General features: G+C 43.7%; 21 protein-coding genes. 9 read left to right on the plus strand and 12 right to left on the minus strand.

Annotated elements, in window-relative coordinates; all coding sequences use genetic code 11:
• Positions 1 to 277 precede the first annotated feature (277 nt).
• Complete coding sequence (gene infA, locus Q4B79_RS02985) at positions 278 to 499, plus strand: translation initiation factor IF-1 (RefSeq protein ID WP_029102801.1); 222 nt, start codon at positions 278 to 280, stop codon at positions 497 to 499.
• Between the two features lie 19 nt (positions 500 to 518).
• The gene (locus tag Q4B79_RS02990) at positions 519 to 1,202 is read left to right on the plus strand and encodes an alpha/beta fold hydrolase (RefSeq protein WP_303084941.1); all 684 of its coding nucleotides are present in this window, start codon (positions 519 to 521) and stop codon (positions 1,200 to 1,202) included.
• 16 nt (positions 1,203 to 1,218) lie between these two features.
• Here the strand turns inward: Q4B79_RS02990 and Q4B79_RS02995 are convergent, their stop codons facing one another.
• From Q4B79_RS02995 to Q4B79_RS03010, 4 genes are read right to left on the minus strand one after another with little or no spacing between them, the layout of a single operon-like run.
• Positions 1,219 to 2,442 carry a TIGR03862 family flavoprotein gene (locus Q4B79_RS02995; RefSeq protein WP_303084942.1) on the minus strand — a complete coding sequence of 408 codons (1,224 nt, stop codon included), beginning with the start codon at positions 2,440 to 2,442 and terminating at the stop codon, positions 1,219 to 1,221.
• Complete coding sequence (locus Q4B79_RS03000; protein ID WP_303084943.1) at positions 2,439 to 3,077, minus strand: SAM-dependent methyltransferase; 639 nt, start codon at positions 3,075 to 3,077, stop codon at positions 2,439 to 2,441. The genes Q4B79_RS02995 and Q4B79_RS03000 overlap by 4 nt, the downstream gene beginning before the upstream one ends.
• Before the next feature lie 4 nt (positions 3,078 to 3,081).
• Positions 3,082 to 3,393: an ATP-dependent Clp protease adaptor ClpS gene (locus Q4B79_RS03005; protein WP_303084944.1), complete on the minus strand. Its 312-nt coding sequence runs from the start codon at positions 3,391 to 3,393 to the stop codon at positions 3,082 to 3,084.
• Positions 3,390 to 4,127: a hypothetical protein gene (locus Q4B79_RS03010; protein WP_303084945.1), complete on the minus strand. Its 738-nt coding sequence runs from the start codon at positions 4,125 to 4,127 to the stop codon at positions 3,390 to 3,392. The genes Q4B79_RS03005 and Q4B79_RS03010 overlap by 4 nt, the downstream gene beginning before the upstream one ends.
• Before the next feature lie 294 nt (positions 4,128 to 4,421).
• Here Q4B79_RS03010 and Q4B79_RS03015 point away from each other — a divergent pair, with 294 nt between their 5' ends.
• The gene (locus Q4B79_RS03015; protein WP_303084946.1) at positions 4,422 to 5,948 is read left to right on the plus strand and encodes a carbon starvation protein A; all 1,527 of its coding nucleotides are present in this window, start codon (positions 4,422 to 4,424) and stop codon (positions 5,946 to 5,948) included.
• A 36-nt stretch (positions 5,949 to 5,984) separates the two neighbouring features.
• Here the strand turns inward: Q4B79_RS03015 and aat are convergent, their stop codons facing one another.
• A complete protein-coding gene (gene aat, locus Q4B79_RS03020) occupies positions 5,985 to 6,737 on the minus strand; it encodes a leucyl/phenylalanyl-tRNA--protein transferase (protein WP_303084947.1) in 753 nt (250 codons plus the stop codon).
• A gap of 185 nt (positions 6,738 to 6,922) precedes the next feature.
• Between aat and Q4B79_RS03025 the strand changes: the two genes are divergently transcribed.
• Complete coding sequence (locus Q4B79_RS03025) at positions 6,923 to 7,822, plus strand: Hsp33 family molecular chaperone HslO (protein WP_303084948.1); 900 nt, start codon at positions 6,923 to 6,925, stop codon at positions 7,820 to 7,822.
• A 42-nt stretch (positions 7,823 to 7,864) separates the two neighbouring features.
• Here the strand turns inward: Q4B79_RS03025 and Q4B79_RS03030 are convergent, their stop codons facing one another.
• Genes Q4B79_RS03030 through Q4B79_RS03040 form a run of 3 tightly spaced genes read right to left on the minus strand, consistent with a single transcriptional unit; the run spans position 7,865 to position 9,952 of the window.
• On the minus strand, positions 7,865 to 8,791 hold the full coding sequence (locus Q4B79_RS03030; RefSeq protein WP_303084949.1) for a matrixin family metalloprotease: 927 nt from the start codon (positions 8,789 to 8,791) through the stop codon (positions 7,865 to 7,867).
• Between the two features lie 6 nt (positions 8,792 to 8,797).
• Entirely contained in the window at positions 8,798 to 9,382 is a 585-nt protein-coding gene (gene orn, locus Q4B79_RS03035) for an oligoribonuclease (RefSeq protein ID WP_303084950.1), read from the minus strand.
• Between the two features lie 60 nt (positions 9,383 to 9,442).
• Entirely contained in the window at positions 9,443 to 9,952 is a 510-nt protein-coding gene (locus tag Q4B79_RS03040) for a hypothetical protein (RefSeq protein ID WP_303084951.1), read from the minus strand.
• A gap of 212 nt (positions 9,953 to 10,164) precedes the next feature.
• Between Q4B79_RS03040 and Q4B79_RS03045 the strand changes: the two genes are divergently transcribed.
• The 3 genes from Q4B79_RS03045 to Q4B79_RS03055 all read left to right on the plus strand — a co-directional run bounded on the left by Q4B79_RS03045 (position 10,165) and on the right by Q4B79_RS03055 (position 13,813).
• Positions 10,165 to 12,774, plus strand: a complete 2,610-nt coding sequence (locus Q4B79_RS03045; protein ID WP_303084952.1) for a TonB-dependent hemoglobin/transferrin/lactoferrin family receptor — start codon at positions 10,165 to 10,167, stop codon at positions 12,772 to 12,774.
• A 177-nt stretch (positions 12,775 to 12,951) separates the two neighbouring features.
• Positions 12,952 to 13,659: a DNA adenine methylase gene (locus Q4B79_RS03050; RefSeq protein WP_303084953.1), complete on the plus strand. Its 708-nt coding sequence runs from the start codon at positions 12,952 to 12,954 to the stop codon at positions 13,657 to 13,659.
• Positions 13,660 to 13,678: 19 nt separating this feature from the next.
• Entirely contained in the window at positions 13,679 to 13,813 is a 135-nt protein-coding gene (locus Q4B79_RS03055; protein ID WP_303084954.1) for a hypothetical protein, read from the plus strand.
• A 555-nt stretch (positions 13,814 to 14,368) separates the two neighbouring features.
• Here the strand turns inward: Q4B79_RS03055 and Q4B79_RS03060 are convergent.
• The 3 genes from Q4B79_RS03060 to prmB form a co-directional block, all read right to left on the minus strand.
• Entirely contained in the window at positions 14,369 to 14,836 is a 468-nt protein-coding gene (locus Q4B79_RS03060) for a hypothetical protein (protein ID WP_303084955.1), read from the minus strand.
• Between the two features lie 114 nt (positions 14,837 to 14,950).
• The gene (aroC, locus tag Q4B79_RS03065; RefSeq protein ID WP_303084956.1) at positions 14,951 to 16,039 is read right to left on the minus strand and encodes a chorismate synthase; all 1,089 of its coding nucleotides are present in this window, start codon (positions 16,037 to 16,039) and stop codon (positions 14,951 to 14,953) included.
• Positions 16,040 to 16,123: 84 nt separating this feature from the next.
• Complete coding sequence (gene prmB / locus Q4B79_RS03070) at positions 16,124 to 17,230, minus strand: 50S ribosomal protein L3 N(5)-glutamine methyltransferase (protein ID WP_303084957.1); 1,107 nt, start codon at positions 17,228 to 17,230, stop codon at positions 16,124 to 16,126.
• 150 nt (positions 17,231 to 17,380) lie between these two features.
• On the opposite strand from prmB, the gene Q4B79_RS03075 reads away from it, so the two are divergent.
• A complete protein-coding gene (locus Q4B79_RS03075) occupies positions 17,381 to 18,526 on the plus strand; it encodes a cupin domain-containing protein (RefSeq protein ID WP_303084958.1) in 1,146 nt (381 codons plus the stop codon).
• A 173-nt stretch (positions 18,527 to 18,699) separates the two neighbouring features.
• Positions 18,700 to 20,049 carry an AarF/ABC1/UbiB kinase family protein gene (locus Q4B79_RS03080; RefSeq protein WP_303084959.1) on the plus strand — a complete coding sequence of 450 codons (1,350 nt, stop codon included), beginning with the start codon at positions 18,700 to 18,702 and terminating at the stop codon, positions 20,047 to 20,049.
• A gap of 23 nt (positions 20,050 to 20,072) precedes the next feature.
• Here Q4B79_RS03080 and Q4B79_RS03085 read toward each other — a convergent pair whose 3' ends face one another.
• Entirely contained in the window at positions 20,073 to 20,954 is an 882-nt protein-coding gene (locus tag Q4B79_RS03085) for a LysR family transcriptional regulator (protein WP_303084960.1), read from the minus strand.
• Between the last annotated feature and the right edge of the window lie 202 nt (positions 20,955 to 21,156).

Below are 21,156 nucleotides of genomic sequence, written 5' to 3' on the forward strand. Positions count from 1 at the left end.
TAAGGTATTTATCGTGCTTTTTGGGATAATTTTACATTTGGTATCATCTGATAATACAGATTGAATGCTTATCAATCAAAAATCGCCCATCTGATTATTTAAGTATGGCACAATGACTGATCGTAGATGACAGTTAAGCCCCGTTTGTGTTTCATGATACGCTTACCCCATCGCCACAACTCGCCATTGTCAATCCCAGCAACAGACACACTCATTATTGCTAGATTTTTTCTAATTTTTCTACTATAATATGCTTTTATTTTAGATTTATCAGATTATGGCAAAAAAAGACGACATCATCGAATTTGAAGGCGAAGTCATTGACACGCTTCCAAACACCCTATTTAAGGTTCGCCTTGATAATGGACATGAGATTATCGCTCACATTTCAGGCAAAATGCGTAAACACTACATTCGCATTTTAACTGGCGACAAGGTAAAGGTTGAGATGACCCCCTACGACCTATCCAAAGGTCGCATTACCTATCGTGGCAAATAATCTTCTGTGGTAAAACATCATGAATAAGCCCCTAACCCTGCTTATTCATGGTCTGCACATGCATGGAATCTACATGGCACCTTTGGCGAGAAATCTTACCAAAGTAGGTTTTTCTTGCCAGACATTTAGCTATAATAGCCTAACCAAATCCATTGACGTTCACAGCAAAGACTTGCACGCATGGCTTACCCATCATCATGATGGCTCACCCATTAATCTGGTGGGACACAGTTTGGGCGGATTGATTATCCGTCATTTTGTCGCTACTTATGGTCATCATTGGCATGTTCATCGCTGTGTGAGCTTGGGTACACCTCATCAAGGTAGTATCTGTGCCAGTTATGCTCATCGACTATGCCCTCCCCTCATAGGACAATCCTATCTCCACGCCTTAGACGGCAATTGCGTGGCATTGCCAAGTAACATAGTATTTGGGGCAATCGCTGGCACACGTCCGCTAGGACTTGGTCTGCCTGTACTCGGCTATCACAGCAAAAAACACCGCCTATCAAGCGAAGCACGCCAAAACGATGGTACGGTATATCTGTCAGAGACCTATCTACCCACATTCAGTGATTATTTGGTGCTGCCTGTCAATCATACTGGGTTTTTGACCAACAAAACCGTCGCCAAAGAGATTGTACATTTCTTGGAACATGGACGTTTTAGTCAATCCAGTCCGCCACCGCACCATGAACCATAACAGCAACCATGACACATCACATACCCAAAAATCTCGCCACGCCACGCCCAGCCACCTGCCCTGTGGCAAAACATGCTGTCAGCAAATAGCCCCCTGTGGGTGCATCAAAATCCAACATCTCCCCACAACAAAACACATGGGGGTTAGATTTTAGTTGTAAATCATCGGTCAATGCTGATTGTTTCACGCCACCTCCTGTACTGATGGCCTCCGACATCGGACGAAATCCCTCAAACATTATCGGAAGTTTCTTGATGAAGTTTGCCATCTTATAAAAATCCGACCAGTCGGTTTTTTGTGTATATTCTCGAAGCAGGGCAATTTTTGTATCGCTCAATCCCATCTTTCTAAGATGGTTATTTAGGGATTGTTTTTTATTTTTTGAAAAATATTTTTGGATATCATCTATTGATTTATCTGGCAATAAATCCAAATAAATAACAGGGCTTTTATTGTTTAACGCTTCTCTCATGGCACGATTATGCTTATAAATCAAGCCACTTTCCAGACCATAATGTGTAATGATAATATCCCCAAAGGATTTGGCATTAGCATCGCATAATGCCACTCGCTTTAATGGCTGACCAAAATAAGGGGTCATGTAATCCGACCATGATTTTAGCACGCCGACATTGCTGGCATAGAGTGGGGTTCGCTCCGCATCGTCAAACCACGCCTGCCAACTCCCATCTGTCCCTAATTTTGGGTAAGAACCACCGCCACAGCATAAAACAATCGCATCAAACGTCTTGTGATATTCGCAAACATCGCCATTTTTTGGTTGATGTGTAAAATAAAGTGTGTTTTTGTCGATTTTTTGGCAATGATGTCCATAAAAGAACGTTACTTGACGGTCAGTCAAGCGACGTAGCCAAGCTCTGACAAATTTCGATGCTTTCATTTCAACTGGAAATATGCGACCACTAGACCCCACATAAGTTTGTACGCCCAACGTATCTAGCCACCGCACAAGCCAAGCATTGTCAAACTGATATAAATAAGGGGCAAGCCAATCACTGTCATAACGCCCCACAAAATCCTTCATCGGCTCGCTGTGGCTGACATTTAATCCTGTCTTGCCCGCCCATAGTATTTTGCGTCCTGCACTAGGCAATCTGTCGTAAATTTCAATGCGAATATCGCTTGATAGAGAGGATAAATAATCCGCCACCATCAGCCCACTCGCCCCAGCTCCGATGACGGCAACAGTGGGTAAATTAGGAAAGATTGCCTGACTCATTGCGGCAACCAAGACAACGGCAATGTTTCATCAAACCGTGTGTGGTAGTGTGTCGGTTTGGTAATGACAAGCTCCCAACACGCCTCGCCTCGTGCCAGATATTTGATTTCAAAATGTGTGCGCGCCGAATCAGGCTCAATTTGTCGCTTAGAATAAGGTAAATGCCAAACCGTCTCCAACAATACCTGACATTCTTGGATGTACTCATCAATGTTGCTGGCAATGATGATTTGACCATTTGGCGACATTCTTGATAATAAAAATTCAAAAAACGGCATGTTTAAAAACCGCTGATTTTTATTTTTGGGTTCTGGATTGGGGTATAGGATAAAGCACTTTTGGACTTGATTGGGGAAAAGTGCATACGCCGACCAGCAGATTGCATCGCTGTGAATAGGGGTAAGGCTAGTTAAAGGCTGGGCATCAAAAGACTTTTTGAAAGCGGTAAATTTCTCATGGGTACGCTCAATGGCATACAAATGACACTCTGGATTTTGACTAGCAAACAACAAGGCGTGTTTGCCCTTGCCTGCACCAATCTCCAAACAAATCGGCTCACGCCCAATTGGCACAAAATCTCGTGGAGGCATAAGAGCAGATACATCAAACAAACGAGAAAATCGATGTGAAATCATAGAGTTATGCTCTCTCCAACGTCAACAACAGCGGATATTCTGCCTCTTCGGCATATTGACCGACAATGGCAATCTTGGTCTCGCCAATCTCTTTGGGTAGGGTCGCCACAACCGCACTACCTTGCTGATGGACTTGCATCATGACATCAGTCGCTTTATCCAAAGAGTACGAAAACACCTCAACCAAAATAAACACCACAAACTCCATCGTGGTAAAGTTGTCATTGTGCATAATCACATGAAACATCGGCACTTCATCATACTGATGATGTACCGCCACATCTGCCTCAACCTCAAAATCCTGATGTGTACTCATAGTCCGCCCACAGGTCGCTCACTCACACCTTTATCCTCTCGTTGAGCCATGACCTCGCCCACTTGCCAGTTGTAGAGCTGTTCAGCTCGCTCGCCACCTGCGTTAATTTCCAGCTTGATTTGTCTGGGTTTAAAGCCATCAGGCATCACAAAACGCCCACGAATTCGCTCAACATCGCTGATTTCATAGATGGCAGGTTTTAGGGGAATTTTTACCATATTTGTGGCATTAAGCAAGGTCATCTTTGGTGTCATGGTAACGCTCGCTCCCGATGATGCGACCATTGCCACATCAAAACGATACTCAAAGGTGTTATCAGGCAACGCCAAAATTTCGCCACCCAATACTTCTAAGGGTAGACCGCCGTCTTTGGCAAGTTTTTTCTTAAATAGCTTATTAACCTGCAAAAGTTGTAGATTTTTGGTGGTCAGCTCTTCGTTTTTTTCACGCAAAGATTCAAGGTTGGAGAGGCTAATGTCTCGCTCCTTGACCGCTGAGTCGAGCTGTTGTTTTAGCTTGGCTTCATCGACAGACATGCCTTGTACCGTGATGGCTTTTTCTTGTTGTTCTTGGAGCTGTATGACCATGCCTTTTCTTAGCCCTTGCTTGTGTCCGATTTTATAACCAAACACCGCCATAACCATCGCAATCAAAGCGAGTGCCATCACAAAAAGCACCAAGATTTGCTGTGCTGACCCACGTTGATGACTTGTTGTATTTTTTAAAAATTTCATAAAATCATAAAACCAAACAGAATAAAAGCAAAATGCCCACAAACAAGCTGGCTATTATACCAAAAATCATGCAATGATTAACCTCATTTTTACCAAAATTTAGCTTTTAAAAAACAAAAATCATACACTAACATTGCCCTCACATCATATTTACCATCAAAACTTCGGTTGCCATACACAATAAATCCGCCTCGTTTGTAAATATGCATTGACCTTTTTTGTAGTTTGCGGTATTGTAAGCATCTGTAACATTTGGCAACTTTACCATATTTTTTACAATCTAGGAGATTGTTTATGTTGTGGTTTTTATTTTGTATCACGGTTTTGTTGATGGGATATTTCATCTATGGAAAAATCATTGAAAAAATCTTCGTCATCAATCCCAATAAAAACACCCCTGCCTACACCATGACAGATGGCGTGGATTATGTACCGATGTCCAAAAAACGCATTTGGCTCATTCAGCTACTCAACATCGCTGGCACAGGCCCGATATTTGGTCCAATTTTGGGAGCATTGTACGGTCCTGTGGCAATGCTTTGGATTGTGTTTGGCTGTATCTTTGCAGGGGCGGTGCATGATTATATGTGTGGCATGCTCTCGGTGCGTAATGGCGGTGCCAGCATGCCTTATTTGACTGGCAAATATCTAGGAACTCCCGTTAAGCATTTTATCAACCTTTTGGCGGTGGTGCTTTTGGTGCTAGTGGGCGTGGTGTTCGTGGCAAGCCCAGCCAAGCTACTAACCAACATCACGATGGAGAATATCGCCAGCTTTGATGCTTCGGCGGTTTTGGTGGCGTGGACGACCATTATTTTTGTGTATTACATTGTGGCGACACTACTTCCTATTGATAAAATCATCGGCAAGATTTATCCATTTTTTGGTGGGCTGTTGCTGTTCATGTCTTTTGGCATGATGTATGGTCTCATAAAAAATGAGCTTAGTGGTAGCGAGACTTACTTTTTTAATAGCATGGGTGGCTTGACGGTTGATAGCTTCTTTCAAAACCTACAACCCAAAGGCGACCTACCAATTTGGCCCTTACTATTTTTGACCATCACTTGTGGTGCATTATCAGGTTTTCACGCCACCCAAACGCCACTAATGGCTCGCTGTGCCGAAAATGAGTCAGAGGGTCGCTTTATTTTTTATGGGGCGATGATTGCTGAGGGTATCATTGCACTCATTTGGTGCGTGGTAGGCATGTCATTTTATCCCACCTTAGCTGGTCTACAAGAAGCCATCGCCGCAGGCTCGCCTGCAAAAGTGGTCTATGACAGCTCCATTGCCTATCTTGGGGCTATCGGTGGCGTGTTTGCCATCTTGGGCGTGGTCATACTACCCATTACCTCAGGCGATACCGCATTTCGTGCAGCACGCCTTATCATCGCAGAGTTTGCCAATATAGAACAACGCACCCTCGCCAAACGTTTATGGATTGCCATTCCGCTATTTGTCATCGGCTTTGTCATCTCCAAAGTGGACTTTCAAATCCTATGGCGATATTTTAGCTGGGCAAACCAAACCGTTGCGGTGGTCATGCTTTGGACGGCGGCAGGTTATTTATACCGTTATCGCAAATTTCATTGGGTTTGTACCTTGCCAGCGATATTTATGAGTGCAGCGTGCTTTACGTTTTTGGCATATGATAAAATCGGCTTTAAGCTTGACTATCAGCTATCTGTCTACATCGGACTTGGATTGACACTCTTGACGACGTTGGCGTTTTTTGTGTTTGTCAAACGAGAACGAGTGGCAGGCGACCCTGATGCCAGTGTCATTGAGGAGTCTCTTATCCCAAACATCTCCAAAGCCTAAAAACAAAGACCACGCCAAAAGCGTGGTTTTTTATCTCTAAGTCATCTCTACCAGCTTTGAGACTGGCATGCAAAAATGCCACGCCCCCAGACCTGCCACGTCTGTTTTATTTAGGCAATCAAGCTCCCCCAAAAACGCCTGTCTATCCATCAATGTCGCCCCCAAACTCATCAGATGAGGGTTTTTTAGCTGACAATCCACCAAACAAATTCCCCGCTTCTGGCACAGCTTCATCAGCCCCCAAAATGCCACCTTTGAGCTGTCGGCCATGCGATGAAACATACTCTCCCCACAAAACACCGCCCCAAAACCAATGCCATAAAGCCCACCAATAAGCGGACTTTTTGTTGGCTCATCTTGCCAAATCTCAACACTGACCGCTACGCCTAACTCATGTAACTTAATATAAGCCTCTACCATCTCGCTCCCTATCCATGTCTTATCGGTGTACGCTCGTGGCTCACGACATGCGTTGATGACCTCCTCAAAAGCATGATTGGTCGTCAGCGTCCAAGATGATTTTCGTGTAGTGCGAATCAGTGATTTTTTGGGCGTGAACGACAAGGGGTCTATCACGCATCTAGGGTTTGGCGACCACCACGCAATCGGCTCATTATCAAACCAAGGAAACACCCCACAGCGATAAGCATGAAGCAAGGTTGAGACAGTCAAATCTCCCCCTTGCCCAATAAAGCCATACCCTTCCTCATCAGATAACGCCAGAACCTGCCCACCAAAATCATAAGGACAGCCATCAGCGAGGGCATGTAATGTTTGTAAATTTAGCATAAATTCCACATAATTGATTATTTACCTTTAAGATTTTAAGGTACGCCCCCATTAATGACAAATGCAGGTGTATCAAACGGCTTAGGGTGTAGTCTCATTGACGAAACCAACCCAAATACACCAAATATCATCATTTGCGTGTTTTTATCATTTCACAAAAAACACGCTATTATTTAGAGAATATTATGACTACTTGTGATTACCGTCAGCGTTTTTTTATCGAAAACTCGCCAGTGCGAGGCGATGTGGTGCATCTGTCTGACAGCTTTACCACCGTCATCAGCCAAAAGCCCTACCCCAAAGCCATCAAAGCCTTGCTCGGCGAAATGCTAGTATCGGCAAGCCTGCTCATCGGTACACTAAAAATCGATGGCAAACTCTCCATTCAACTACAATCATCAGACGAAAACTCGCCTTTGCGTTTTGCGATGGCAGAATGCGACCACTCCCAAGAATCGGCAGGGGCGGTGCGTGCACTAGCAAGTTTTGATAACAGCGATGACAAACAAACACTCTGGCAATCCCTAACCACCAGCGATGAAGCTTTTGCCCTTATCCAAACAGGCGTGCTATTTATCAGCATTCACCCCAATTTTGGCGAGAGCTATCAAGGCATCGTGGAACGAGTAAGCGACAATCTGGGTGAGTGCCTTGCTCATTACCAAAAACAATCCGCCCAAATCCCCACCATCATTAAACTTGCCACCAATGAGACACAGGCAGGTGGGATTTTGGTTCAGCTGTTGCCACAGTCAGACGAAGACAAAGAAAATGACCCCGACCTATGGGACAGACTTAGTATCTTGACGAGCACCATCAAAAAAGAGGAACTGACCGACCTACCAGCCAGCGAAATCCTCTACCGCCTCTATCACGAAGAAGATGTGGCACTACCCACAGCCACCCCACTTCATTTTGCTTGCACTTGCTCAGATGTCAAAAGCGAAGGGGCGATTTTGCAACTAGGGCACGACGAAGCCCTAAACGTCATCACAGCACATGGTGGCACGCTGGTGCTAGATTGTGGTTTTTGTGGTAAAGAATATCGCTTTGATAAAGAGCGTGTTGATGAGTTATTCGCCTAGCCATACCACAAAGAGCCAGCAAAATACCCCAACTTTGGGGTATTACCACGCTTCATTTCGCCAATGTCGGTTATGAAGCAGGTCAATGTCGGCAGGTTTTAATTTAAAATTATGGGCGTCTTGCTCATTGCTATAAGGATACATAAGAGCGGTGGGGTCGTCATTATGCCCCAAACCCAAAGCATGCCCCAACTCATGAGCCAGTACCAAACGCAAATCATCTATCGAGGTAAACTCATAAATATCAACATTTCGCCCATCAAACTGACCCTTATGAAACTGGCGTGGCGTCAAGCGAGCATTGGCGTGATGAATCGTCTCGTTTAAGCGACCTGTTTCGTGATTGATGTCGCTTACTGCTTGATTAAAGGCGGCTTGGGACAATCCATAAGCCTCAATTTTGGCATTTAGGGTTTGTTGTTCGGCAATCAGCTCATCTTGGCGCACCAGTAACTGCCGTCTTTTGTTGTGGTCTTTGGTCTCATTTAGGGCAAGCATGAGCATGTCATACTCTTGTTGCCATGTACCCAGCTCGGCACTTAGACGAGTAAATTCTGATTGCAATGCCTGTCTTTGTAATTCTAAATCATCTGAGCGTTTTTGGTGGTGGTCTTTTAGTTCATCAAGTTCGTTTTTGATTTTTTGACGTGCATCGGTTTCTGTTTGGCGTTCATCATAAATGAGATTAATGCTTACTTTGGCATTCTCGTCATATACGAACCACTCCCTATCTGTGCCATGTTGCCAAATCATTGCTGCTTCCTCAGCAAGTTTGTAAACCTCAGCACGACTAAGTCCAAAACGAGCATCCACCTCGCCAATGCGATAACGCACCCTCACATCCAAAGGATACATCAGGCGATGGCTTAGACTGTTAAAGCGAACCTGTGGCTCAGTATAAGTCTGATGAGCGAAAAACCCAAGTACCGCCAATATTACCACGTACACACACGCACGAATAACGTTCATCAATCATCAATCCAGCAGTTTAAAAAAATGCTCACGATAATGACGAAGCTCTCTGATGGAGTCTCTGATGTCATCGAGTGCCAAATGCGTACCACTTTTGTGGTAGCCTTGTGCCACGTCAGGTCGCCAGCGATGACACAGCTCTTTGACGCTTGATACATCTAGATTGCGATAATGAAAAAATGCTTCTAGGGCTGGCATTTGCCGCGCCAAAAAACGTCTGTCTTGGCAAATGGAGTTGCCACACATCGGCGACACCCCTTTATCCACCCATTTGGACAAAAATTCAATGGTCGCTTGCTCCGCCTGAGCGAGCGTTACTGTACTACGGCGAACACGGTCGGTCAGCCCAGACTCACGGTGCTGGCGAGTACACCATTCGTCCATGCCATTTAGCACCGTGTCAGGCACTTTAATAGCAAAGACAGGACCTTCGGCTAAGATGTTGAGATTATCATCGGTAACAATGGTGGCAATCTCAATAATCTCGTCTTTTTGGGTGTCAAGCCCTGTCATTTCAAGGTCAATCCAAATGAGGGCCTTTTTGGGTTTTTGGGTGGGTTTGGCGTGCTGAATGTGAACTTTTGTCATAAAATATTCCGTTTTGGTGTGTCGTATTTTTAAAGGATAGTGATGTATGCGTTAATCGTTTTAGCTAAATCGCTTGGGTTTTTCATCATAGACATGGGCGTGATACTGACGCATTTGGCGTTCCATGACGCTAGCTATCGCCGCCGAAATCATGTGCTGACCGATGCCTTGTAGATTTTCTTGACCGAGTAACTCTTTGACTTTATCGGCAAATTCAATCTTTACCAAAGCCTCACTATCGCCCATCTCTCGTAGCACCAAAACCCCACTCTCCACCTCCACAAATTCAAGCAAAGCCTCTCTTGGAGTTATCATGCGAGGTTTGGATTTTGATTTGGGGGTGCTGGGCTTAGGGGCATCACTTTTATCTGCGTCCCGACCTGTCAAAATCCACTCAGGGGAGACTCCCAAAATTTTACTTAGTTTTTTGGCTCCCGCCTGTGATATGCCATGCTTCGACCAACGCATTACCGTTGTCATCGAGACATCAGCAAGTAAGGCAATCTCCTCTACGCTTTGACCTGACACATCAAGCACACGCTTTAAGCTGGCATGAATGGATTTACTCATAAGACACACATTCCTAAAATAAAAACCATCATGGGGATTTATCCTAAATTTTCAATAGGCAGCACCAAAAAAATACATTTGTAAATAACTATAAAGAATATAATCGTTATTATTTACATTCTAGAATTTTTGTTATAAAATGACAGTATTGTTATTTTTTTATAAATTTTCCTGCTGATTAATGACCAACAATTTATTTTAGAGGGATTTTTATGACTAAACACCCCAAAAAAGCTCTGCTTGCCTTGCTCGTCCCCGCTCTCATGTGCCATCACGCCTATGCTGATGATGCACCCACTCCACAGGTTGAGCTTGAACACGAGTACATTCGTTTAAATAAAAAACCCACAACAGGCGTGGGAGAGAGCATCATCACTCGCCGTGAGTTGACCAGCCAAAATATCCAAAACACCCACGATTTGGTGCGTTATCATACCGAAGTCGATGTCGCCGAAGTGGGACGATACGGCAATAAAGGCTTTGCCATTCGTGGTGTTGATGGCAACCGTGTCGCAATGGATTTAGATGGGGTGGCATTACCCACCGTCGAAGCCAATGAACTTTTTTCGCCCTATGGCTACATCTATGAGGGTCGCTTTAATCCAGATGTTGAAGTTTTGGGCAATGTTCGCATCATGACAGGGGCGGACAGCATCATCTCTGGCTCTGGTGCGGTGGGTGGGGCTGTATCCTTTAACACCAAAGAACCCATCAGTATGATAAAAGAGGGAAATTTGGGCGGTTATACCAAAGTTGGCTTTACCAACAAAAACGAGGAAACACTGTTTGCAGTTGGTTTGGCTGGCGTATATGACAAAAATGAATTTTTATTAAATTATGCTCGCCGTCAAGGACATGAACTTAAAAACCACGACATGCGTCGCCATAATTCTGATAGAATGAGTCTGTTTTATGATTTTGCTAAAAATGGTGAAATGGGGCGTACTTCACAGCCCAGCTCAACTTTTTATCCAGATGCGGTAGATTATGAACGCAACACTCTGCTCTTGAAGGGTTATCATCATCTTAGTGATACCGTACGTGTGGGTGCTTCCGCCTTTTACCAAAAACAAAACACCGACTCATACGCATGGAGCAAAAGCGTCTCAGGTCAGTGGAGAGTACCCCGTGATAAAGAAGAAACCAAAGGCTTTGGACTACACTATCTTTACACGCCCAATCACTCAAAATCCATCGACAACATCGCCCTCAACTACCAAATCCAAGAAGTGCTTGGGCTGGCAGACACATTCTTGCACAGCCCAAATAGAAATAATCCCTACCTAAGCCAACGAGAATACAGACCCACCCAAACCAACACCAAGCACCTCGATGTCTCTACCACGCTACTTCCCAAAGATTTGGGGAAATTTGGCACACACACTTTTTCTGCCAAGTTGGGCTTTAATCATCAAGATTATAAATCCACCTTTGTTCGCCTAAACTACGACCAAGCAGGTAACATCACCCAAGCCATTCAACCTTATGCCATCGTCATGCCTGATGCCAAAAAAGACAATCTAAGCCTCATTTTTGGCGATGCCATCGATGTTAATGAGAGGCTCAAAGCAGGGCTTGGCATTCGCTATGATTATCATAAATACAGCCCCTATTTTCAAGATGACGTGTATTTTGGCGACATTCGAAGCAGTGAACAAAACGAAATCAATAATAACGTAGACAAAAGCTGGGTTCGCACCAAGTTTTATCAAGATTATCGTAGTGGCGTGTATGACAGACAGCCTAGTTTTAACAAGCTGACATACAGTGGCATGCTTGATTACCAAATCATTCCTGATAAGCTAGCCGCCCGCTACAAAATCAGCACAGGATTTTTGGCACCGACAGTTACGCAGATGTACTCTGCATTTCAGGGTTTTGGCGTCAAACAAATCATCAACCCCAACCTTCGCCCAGAAACCTCTTTAAATCACGAGCTTGAATTTACATACCAACCCAGCCAAGCAACCAAACTTACACTAGGAGGCTACCTCTCAAAATACGATGACTTTATCCACACAACCTACTGGCAAGCAAGTCAATCGCTCGGCTATCGCGGCGAAGACGAACACGGCTGTGGCAATTATGAAGGCACTTGCACCATGTCTCACAATTTGGATAAAGCCACCATTAAAGGTGTTAAATTTGGCATTGAAAGCGATGTCTCTGACAAACTAAATCTAAAAGGTCGCCTAAATCTTTTCGCTAATTTTCACACCTCATGGGACAGTGCCATTGTAAACACTGACCATAACGGCAAAATGAAAATCAACACACTCGCCGCCGTGCCTGCCAATCTTATTTTGGGGGCGGATTATTATGCTCCAAACAACGACTGGTCGCTACACGGTCGTGTACGAGGTCTCATGCGTAAAAACCCTAAGGATACCAAATACATCGCCTCAAAGGATATTGAGGAAGTTACCACCAGAATCCAAGAATGCCCTGAGGATTTAAAATGGTATGGCTGGTGTGAATATTACGGCTATCAAGATGACGGCACGGGCAAATACACCAGACTTACCACCAGCAAAACCATCACAGGCTATGAAGAATACGTTGATACTTATCAGCATGCCAATCACGGCAGAAACGTTTGGCTACTTGATGTGTATGGCACCAAAAAATTTGGCAAAAACCAAAACATCATCCTAAATGCAGGCATTTACAACCTAACCGATGCTAGATACATTCCGTGGGAGACACTGCGTCAATTTAACAACCTTACCGCAAATAGCATGGTGGACTCAGCAGGATATGGTCTAAATCGCTACACCGCACCCGGTCGAAACTACGCCTTGTCGCTAACTTATGAATTTTAAACAGCACACCACCTTAAAGCCTACCTTGTGGTGGGCTTTTTGTGGATAATTTTTTTGGAGAGAGATTATTTTGTTATATTGTAACTTTATTTTATATCATGTTATAATATATCAATTTTTACCAAACCAGCATCCTACCAGAAGTCCACGAGACTCCAAGCCAACACGGAGAACTTTGTGGAAAATCCCAATCAACCCAAGCTCAATAAACCTTACAGTCAATCGCCTTTGCCCTTTATCGGGCAAAAACGGCAAATTATCCAAGCCTTTCGTAACACCCTTGACCGCATCGTGCCTGATGACGGTCAAGGCTGGACGATTGTGGATGTATTCGGTGGTAGTGGGCTACTTGCTCACAATGCCAAACGCCTAAAACCACAGGTAAGGGTTATCTATAACGACTTTGACAATTTTAGCCAAAGACTTTATCATATCCACGATACCAACCGTTTGCGTAGGCAACTTTACGAAATTTTAGAGCCGTTGCCACGAGCCAAACGCATAGACAAACCTACTAAGCAAAAAGTCTTGGAAATTATCCGCCAATTTGACGGCTTTGTGGACTGCCAAAGCGTTTCCACTTGGCTACTATTTAGCGGTAAGCAAATCAGCCACATTGACGAGTTGCCCAAGCACGAGTTTTATAACACCATTCGTAGAAGCGATTATCCGACTGCGGACGGCTATTTGGACGGCTTGGAAATTGTATCGGAGAGCTTTGAAACCTTGATGCCTAAGTTTTACCATCAAGACAAAACGCTGTTTATCCTAGACCCACCCTACCTACGCACCAAGCAAGAAGCCTATGGCTTGGGCGAATATTTTGGAATGGTGCAGTTTTTAAAGCTGATGAAGTGGGTAAGACCGCCATATTTGTTTTTTTAGCAGTACCAAAAGCGAGTTTTTGTCGTATATGGCTTATCTTGAAGAATGCGACAAGGAGGCGTGGGAGCGGTTGGGGGAATTTGAGCGGTTAAACTTTACCGCCCATATCAATAAAAGTGCAAAATATGAGGATAACATGATTTTTAAAATCTGAAATCGTATTGCACAATCGGCAATAAAAATCCCCCTTAATTACTCAAAATTTTGGGGGATTTATGTCGGCGGGCATCACACAACAAGGCAGAAATTTTAGTGTATCGGTTCATATTAGACACTAATACAAGTAAGAAGTTTGATGAATAAATCCCTTGCGAAACCCCCCCCCAATCCCTTACAATCAACACCAGACAGCAACCTTTGATGAATGAGATGTTTAAAGCCCAAAATACCACTCATCACAATCATTAAAGAAAGTTAACCCAAAGGCAAATCCACTTGCAGGGATTGTAAGTAAGATGATTTAGTTTCGCAAGAGGTCTGTTATAACCACAATAAAAGAAATGCTTACAAAAATCATTGTTCAGCCTTTCTTTTATATAAAGTTAAATAACCCTGAAAATAATAATGGTTAAAAGCCCGAAACATCATCAACATTGCCAAGCTTAAACCAATCAAATTTGATACAAATAAAACCCAACAAAATAGCAAATACGATTTGAAAATAATGGCAATGATGATAGATTTTACAACACTTTACTTTTATAATCCGTCAATCTTTAAGGGCATATTCTTTTAATTGATAAACCTTTTTTCTGACAGCTTGATGAAAATCGCTATTGCCTCTTATGCCTTTTTGTCTATTTTCTTGAATACGTTGCCACGCCTTATGTTCAGTCATTTCAAAGCCATAATGGTCGGACGCAAGCAAAATATTATAAATATCATAGACATTTTCGTGGTCTTGACAAAGCTGTAAAATATCATCAGCAATCTTATCCACATCACCATCGCCAAACATTGCCGTCAAACGATAATACCCCCAAATCATACAATGATAATAGGCTTGTTCGGATAATTCTGCTCCCAAATTTATTTGCTCGCTTGTTAATTTTTTATCTGAAAAAACTTGCTCACTACTTGAACGAAGTATTTCTGAAAATACCATACCGTCCAATTTTTCACCATATACTTTTTGAAATTGAACATAATTTGGAGCAACCATTTTGTACCAGTCCATTAAAGTTGGTTCATTAGCAAAACTTGATTGCCCAAAAGACAATAACCCCAAACACATTATTGGTAAAAATTTGCGTTTTATATTGGACAGCATAATTAACCTTACAATTAAATTCTATTCAATCGGCTTTAATGGCATTACCACATCAATATTTTGCCCCCTGTGGCGTAAATAATGGTCAAGTAGCACAATCGCCAGCATACTCTCAGCAATCGGCACAGCTCGCACGCCCACACACGGATCGTGCCGTCCTTTGGTAATCACATCGGTGGGATTGCCCCCTAAATCAATGGTTTTGCCACTTGTGGTAATGCTGGCAGTGGGTTTTAGGGCAATGGCGACTTTAATGGTTTGTCCGCTACTAATCCCACCCAAAATCCCGCCTGCATGGTTGGCAGTAAAGCCATCAGGGGTCAGCTCGTCCCTGCTTTCGTGCCCAAACTGCTCGGCAACGGCAAAGCCATCGCCAATCTCCACGCCCTTAACAGCATTGATAGACATCATTGCGTGGGCAATGTCGGCATCAAGGCGGTCAAACACAGGCTCGCCAAGCCCCACAGGGACATTCTCGGCATAAATTTCAAGCCTTGCCCCACAGCTTGTCCCCTGCTCTCGTAGGCTTGTGATGAGTTTTTCAAAGCGTGGAATTGCGTCCACATCACCGCAAAAAAACGGATTGTCATTGACAATATTCCAATCAAGTTTATCCGTTTTTTCATTGCCAATCTGCACCACACAGCCACGAATGACAATGCCCAGCCGTTCTTTTAAGTATTTTTTGGCAATCGCTCCGCCCGCCACTCGCATTGCGGTTTCACGAGCAGACGACCGCCCACCACCCCGATAATCACGAAAACCATATTTCATCGTATAGGTATAATCGGCGTGATTGGGGCGAAAAGTTGTGGCAATGTTGCCATAATCTTTGGATTTTTGGTCGGTATTGCGAATAAGTAGTCCGATTGGTGTGCCTGTGGTTCGCCCCTCAAACACGCCAGAGATGATTTCTACCTTATCATCTTCTTTGCGTTGTGTGGCAAATTTGGAAGTCCCCGGTTTTCTGCGGTCAAGTTCAATTTGCAAATCTTCTTCACATAAAGGCAAATTGGGCGGAACGCCGTCCACAATCGCCATTAAACCCACCCCGTGCGACTCGCCACAAGTGGTTACAGTAAATAATTTGCCAATGGTATTGCCTGCCATTTTTTATTCCTTAAAATAATTGGTATTTAAAAAAATAAAATAAATGGTTCATTTTTTTAAAATCCCCATTTATTTTATCAATCATTAAAGCGATTCGCCTTTTACCCGCTCTACTTGCTTGGCAAATTCCTCACGGTATTCCAAAAGCTCCTCACAAGTAATGGCAAAAATCCCACTGCCGCCCTTTTCAAAATCAAGCCAATCAAATTGAATGCTCGGATATGATTGACGCAATGCCCATTCACTGTCGCCCACTTCACACACCAATAAACCATCACGGGTCAGATAATCAGGGGCATGATATAGGATTTGGTGCACCAAATCCAAGCCGTCTTGACCTGCGGCAAGGGCGTGTTCTGGCTCGTACAAAAACTCTGGTGGCAACTCTGCCATGACGCTGGCGTCCACATAAGGCGGATTGGTTACGATGAGTTCGTATTGATTTTCGGCAGGGATTTTGGCAAACAAATCACTTTCTAACAAGTTTACTTGATGCTCTAGCCCATGATGTTCTACGTTTGTCCATGCCACTTCTAGGGCATCTTTATCAATGTCCGCTCCGTCCACATTGGCATCAGGGAAGGCGGTGGCAAGGGCAATGGCGATACAGCCCGACCCTGTGCAAAGGTCTAAAATCCGCTCAGGGGGCGACAGTTGTAGCTCTTGTAAGCCATGTTTGAAAAAGTTAGCTTTATTGACATCATCCACATCAAAATAAGGATAGAATTTTTTGTTAATGAGTTCAGCAATCGGCGAACGAGGAATGAGGACACGCTCGTCCACATAAAAAGGTAAATTACAAAAATACGCCAAATTGATAAGATAGCTCAAAGGCTTACGCTGGACAATACGAGCGGATAAGAGTTCAAGCACCGCTTTTTTCTCGCTGTCGGTCAAACGACAATCCAAAATCTCAGGGTTTGCCTCCCAGTCGAGACTCAGCGTATGTAGCACAATGGCAGAGCTTTCGGCAAACTCATCGGTCGTCCCCTGTGCCACCACCACGTCATATTCACGCAGTTTGGAGACGCAAAAACGAATAAAATCACGAATGGTACGCAGGTTTCGGCACGCCTCATCAAGCTCGTCTTGGAGCTGGCTGATTTGGGTGGGGCTTAACTTGCCCTCCTCTGTCCCAAGCTCGTTTTCAAATTCATCAAATTCATCAAGAAAATTGGCGGTCTCTGACATGGCTTTCTCTAACATAAATAAAACTGCATTATAAAGAAATTTGAGTCATTTTTAAACCCATTTTTAAATCAATCGCCAAATTTGCGATGTTCAATTGGTGTTTTTGGGGAAAAATTGTTAAAATAGCAAAATTTAAACATGAGACACCCCATGACCGACAAATTACCCTTTTGCCTACCCAAAGACATCACGCCAGAAGTTTTTTTGGCACAGTATTGGCAAAAAAAGCCTTTACTTATCAAAAACGGCTTACCTGCTCTTGTGGGTATGTTTGAACCAACGGACGTGCTTGATTTAGCCATTGAAGACGGCGTATCGGCTCGTCTCATTACTCAAAAAGACAACAACCCCAATGAGTGGACACTCAAAAGCTCACCCCTAAGTGAATCAGATTTACAAAGCACGCCCAAGCTTTGGACGGTACTCGTACAGAACTTAGAACAATGGTCGCCTGAACTTGGCGAGTTGTGGCAAGCTTTTGATTTTATTCCCAAATGGCAACAAGACGACATCATGGTGTCAGTCGCCCCACAAGGTGGTAGCGTGGGCGAGCATTATGATGAATATGATGTATTTTTGGCACAGGGCTATGGCTCTCGCCGTTGGCAACTTGGCAAAATGTGCGATACTGGTACGCCCTTTGTTGAAGGTCAGCCAATTCGCCTGCTTGATGACATGGGTGAGATTATTTTTGATGAAGTGTTGGAGGCTGGCGATGTCCTATATGTACCGCCACGCCTTAGCCATTATGGCGTAGCGATTGATGAGTGCTTGACGTTTAGCTTTGGTTTTCGCCGTCCCAATTTGGTGCAAATCCTAGATGAAGTGGCAGACGTTGCCACAGGCGAACATGCCCTATTTTCGCCCCTAACTCTCCCCCAAGTCTTGCAAGCCAACGCTTATGAGCTGTCTGATGACAGTATTTCTGCCATCAAAAACGAACTCATAAGCCTATTAAATTCAGACAAAGGCAATGCCATCATCGCCCAAGCGGTGAGCGAACTGGTAAGCAAACGAGGGTATGATTTGATTGCTTTTGATGACGAATTAAGTCCCAATGAGCTTGGCGAACGCTTACAAAATGGCGAGTGCTTAATGATTAACCCCGCCTGCCGATTTGTCCTACAAAATGGGCAGTGGTACATCAATGGCGAAAACATCTGCTTTGATGATAAAGAGCTGGCACTCATCGAACGCTTTACAGGCAATGAAGCGATTGTCTTTGATGAGCTAGATAGTGAGCTTTTGGCAAGTGTGGCAAGTTGGCTCAATGATAATTGGCTTGTTTTAATTTAACACCCAAAGCACCAAATCGACAGTTTTATGATGGCATAAATACCCTTTATGCCACTTTTGATTTTAATTCAATCATTTACCCAAAACAATCTCAACCTTAGCCATCGCCGACCAACAATGGTCAAATTCTCCATTTTCTGATATAATTTCCAAAAAACAAATTCAACAACACCATGACCGACAAGCCACTAAACACCCTAAAAACCTCCGCATTTTCTCGCCGTCTAAGCATCGCCAAAACCTCCCTCAATATTGGTAAAAACTGGGCAAAAACTGGCGTGGCGGGGATTTTTTTATCCAAAGAAGAGCGAGAGTTACAAAAAAGCACGCTCATGCAAGAGCAAGCAAATTACCTCGTATCAGAACTTGGCAAATTAAAAGGCTCTGTCGTCAAAGTCGGACAAATGCTGGCATTATATGGCGAGCATTTGTTACCCAGCGAAGTCATCAACGCCTTGCACACGTTGGACGCACAAACCGCCCCTTTGTCATGGCATATTATTTTTGAGACCATCAAAGCAGAGCTTGGCGAGCGTATTGATGATTTTGAGATAGAACGCACCCCCATTGGCACAGCCAGCCTCGCTCAGGTGCATAAAGCCATTCATAAATACAGCGGACAAGAAGTAGTATTAAAAGTCCAATATCCCAATGTCGCCACTTCCATTGATTCTGACTTATCAATATTTAAACACTTGCTTAAAGTTACCAATGCCATTCCCCAAACAAAAGCTTTGGACGATTGGTTTGTTGAGGTTCGTGAATTATTGCATCGTGAGGTGGATTATGTCATGGAGGCTAATACCACAAAACGCTTTGCCAATTATTTAAAAGACGATGAGCGATATATTGTCCCCACCATTTATGATAATTATTCTACGCCCAGACTTATTTGCATGAGTTATGAATCAGGCATTCATTTAAATGACCCCATCATATCACAGCTAAATCAAGAACGCCGTAATTATTTAGGACAATCCGCCATTGATATTGTGATTAGAGAAATTTTTGAATGGGGAGAAATGCAAACTGATCCCAATTTTGGCAATTATCTGGTTAGGCTAAATGATAATGGCAAAGATAAATTGGTATTATTAGATTTTGGGGCGATTAAGCAGTTTGATGATAAATTGCTAACCATCGCCAAACATCTACTCATCGCAGGATATCATCAAGATAAAACCCAAATGAAAAACGCCATGACAGGTTATGATTTCTTTGATAAGCTCACAGGCAAACCCAAAGACGACATGGCAGAGGTGTTTTTGATGGCATGCGAGCCTTTTGCTAAGGCTCAGTACATTGACGCACAATACCTTGATGATGGCAAATACATCTGGGCAAACAGCAACCTCTATAACAAAGTCATGTCAAAAGCCAAATCAGGCATGCAATCCCGAGAATTCTCCTTGCCACCCAAAGAGATGATGTTTATCAGTCGTAAATTCATCGGTGCTTATGCCCTGCTATCAGCCCTAGATGGTCGCACCAACGCTGACGAACTCATCAAGCGGTATTTGTAGGCGACACACTAAGACAGATACAATCAAGCATGCGATGTGGTTGCAAAACGCACCGCCAGAACATCTAAGAGCCTTTGGACTTTGGCAGGCTGAAACTCCTTGTTGGGTAGCCTTGCCACCAAGTACAATGACGGTAAGGCGTACTCATCTAGCACAGGCACCAACTCGCCACGCTCCAAAAACGGTGTAGCATCAAGCTTATTTGCTTTTACGATGCCATGCCCTGCCACCGCCAAGCCTAAGGCAGTATTGACATCGTTGGTGCTGACACGACTGGCGACGTTGATTTTTTTGCCATCGGCGAACAGCAAGGGAGAATCGTCAAGAGCCACAAAACCATGCTCACGCAAATCGTCACGACCGTTGATGAGGGTCTGTGTTTCTAGATACTTGGGCGATGCCAGTAGCATTTGACAAACATTGCCAAACTTCGCCTGATGAACCCCATCATCAGGTGCTCTATCAGTCAGCCCTATCATCACATCTATTGGTTCATAATCCAAATCGCAGAATTTATCTTTTTGGACAAAACGCAAGGACAACTCTTTATTATCATCAAGCCAATCAGACAAAGCAGACATCACATAAGCACCGATGGCAGAAGTGGTTGTGGCGATGGTCAGATTGCCAAAAACCTCATCACGCAAGCAGGCAACCTGATTCCAGCCAATCTCGGCAGCAGTTACCATGTCGGTGGCAGAACGATAAAAAAGCTCGCCTGCTTCGGTCAGGCTGATTTTACGTGTGGAGCGTTGTAAAAGCACCATGCCTAAGTCGGATTCAAGTGAGCGAATCTGCTGACTGACGGCACTGGTGGTTACGTTAAATTCTCTGGCAGCTTCGCTAAATGAGCCAAATCGAACTACGGAGGCAAATACTGCCATCGCGCGCAAATGGTCTAACATAATACCCTCATTGTTGTGTTTATTAGTCCCTTTATATTTAAAGAGTGTTAAATTAATAATACAATCAACAATCAAATATTATATTCATTGCCAATATAAATCTAACACACCATTAGGATTAATAAATGTTTCGTGTTATTAACTTATTACCACTCAACTTCGCTAACAACCTTAATCAACTTTTAGGCGTAATTATATCAGC

Source organism: Moraxella sp., from assembly GCF_030525845.1.
In the GTDB taxonomy this organism is placed as follows: domain Bacteria; phylum Pseudomonadota; class Gammaproteobacteria; order Pseudomonadales; family Moraxellaceae; genus Moraxella.

Coding starts and splice junctions, on each gene's coding strand:
- Q4B79_RS03015 (WP_303084946.1), top strand. CDS start 4,422: ATGTTGTGGTTTTTATTTTGTATCACGGTTTTGTTGATGGGATATTTC.
- Q4B79_RS03025 (WP_303084948.1), top strand. CDS start 6,923: ATGACTACTTGTGATTACCGTCAGCGTTTTTTTATCGAAAACTCGCCA.
- Q4B79_RS03000 (WP_303084943.1), bottom strand. CDS start 3,077: ATGATTTCACATCGATTTTCTCGTTTGTTTGATGTATCTGCTCTTATG.
- Q4B79_RS03075 (WP_303084958.1), top strand. CDS start 17,381: ATGACCGACAAATTACCCTTTTGCCTACCCAAAGACATCACGCCAGAA.
- Q4B79_RS03010 (WP_303084945.1), bottom strand. CDS start 4,127: ATGAAATTTTTAAAAAATACAACAAGTCATCAACGTGGGTCAGCACAG.
- infA (WP_029102801.1), top strand. CDS start 278: ATGGCAAAAAAAGACGACATCATCGAATTTGAAGGCGAAGTCATTGAC.
- aroC (WP_303084956.1), bottom strand. CDS start 16,039: ATGGCAGGCAATACCATTGGCAAATTATTTACTGTAACCACTTGTGGC.
- prmB (WP_303084957.1), bottom strand. CDS start 17,230: ATGTCAGAGACCGCCAATTTTCTTGATGAATTTGATGAATTTGAAAAC.
- Q4B79_RS03060 (WP_303084955.1), bottom strand. CDS start 14,836: ATGGACTGGTACAAAATGGTTGCTCCAAATTATGTTCAATTTCAAAAA.
- Q4B79_RS03085 (WP_303084960.1), bottom strand. CDS start 20,954: ATGTTAGACCATTTGCGCGCGATGGCAGTATTTGCCTCCGTAGTTCGA.
- Q4B79_RS03030 (WP_303084949.1), bottom strand. CDS start 8,791: ATGAACGTTATTCGTGCGTGTGTGTACGTGGTAATATTGGCGGTACTT.
- Q4B79_RS03045 (WP_303084952.1), top strand. CDS start 10,165: ATGACTAAACACCCCAAAAAAGCTCTGCTTGCCTTGCTCGTCCCCGCT.
- Q4B79_RS03005 (WP_303084944.1), bottom strand. CDS start 3,393: ATGAGTACACATCAGGATTTTGAGGTTGAGGCAGATGTGGCGGTACAT.
- Q4B79_RS03040 (WP_303084951.1), bottom strand. CDS start 9,952: ATGAGTAAATCCATTCATGCCAGCTTAAAGCGTGTGCTTGATGTGTCA.
- Q4B79_RS03080 (WP_303084959.1), top strand. CDS start 18,700: ATGACCGACAAGCCACTAAACACCCTAAAAACCTCCGCATTTTCTCGC.
- orn (WP_303084950.1), bottom strand. CDS start 9,382: ATGACAAAAGTTCACATTCAGCACGCCAAACCCACCCAAAAACCCAAA.
- Q4B79_RS02990 (WP_303084941.1), top strand. CDS start 519: ATGAATAAGCCCCTAACCCTGCTTATTCATGGTCTGCACATGCATGGA.
- aat (WP_303084947.1), bottom strand. CDS start 6,737: ATGCTAAATTTACAAACATTACATGCCCTCGCTGATGGCTGTCCTTAT.
- Q4B79_RS02995 (WP_303084942.1), bottom strand. CDS start 2,442: ATGAGTCAGGCAATCTTTCCTAATTTACCCACTGTTGCCGTCATCGGA.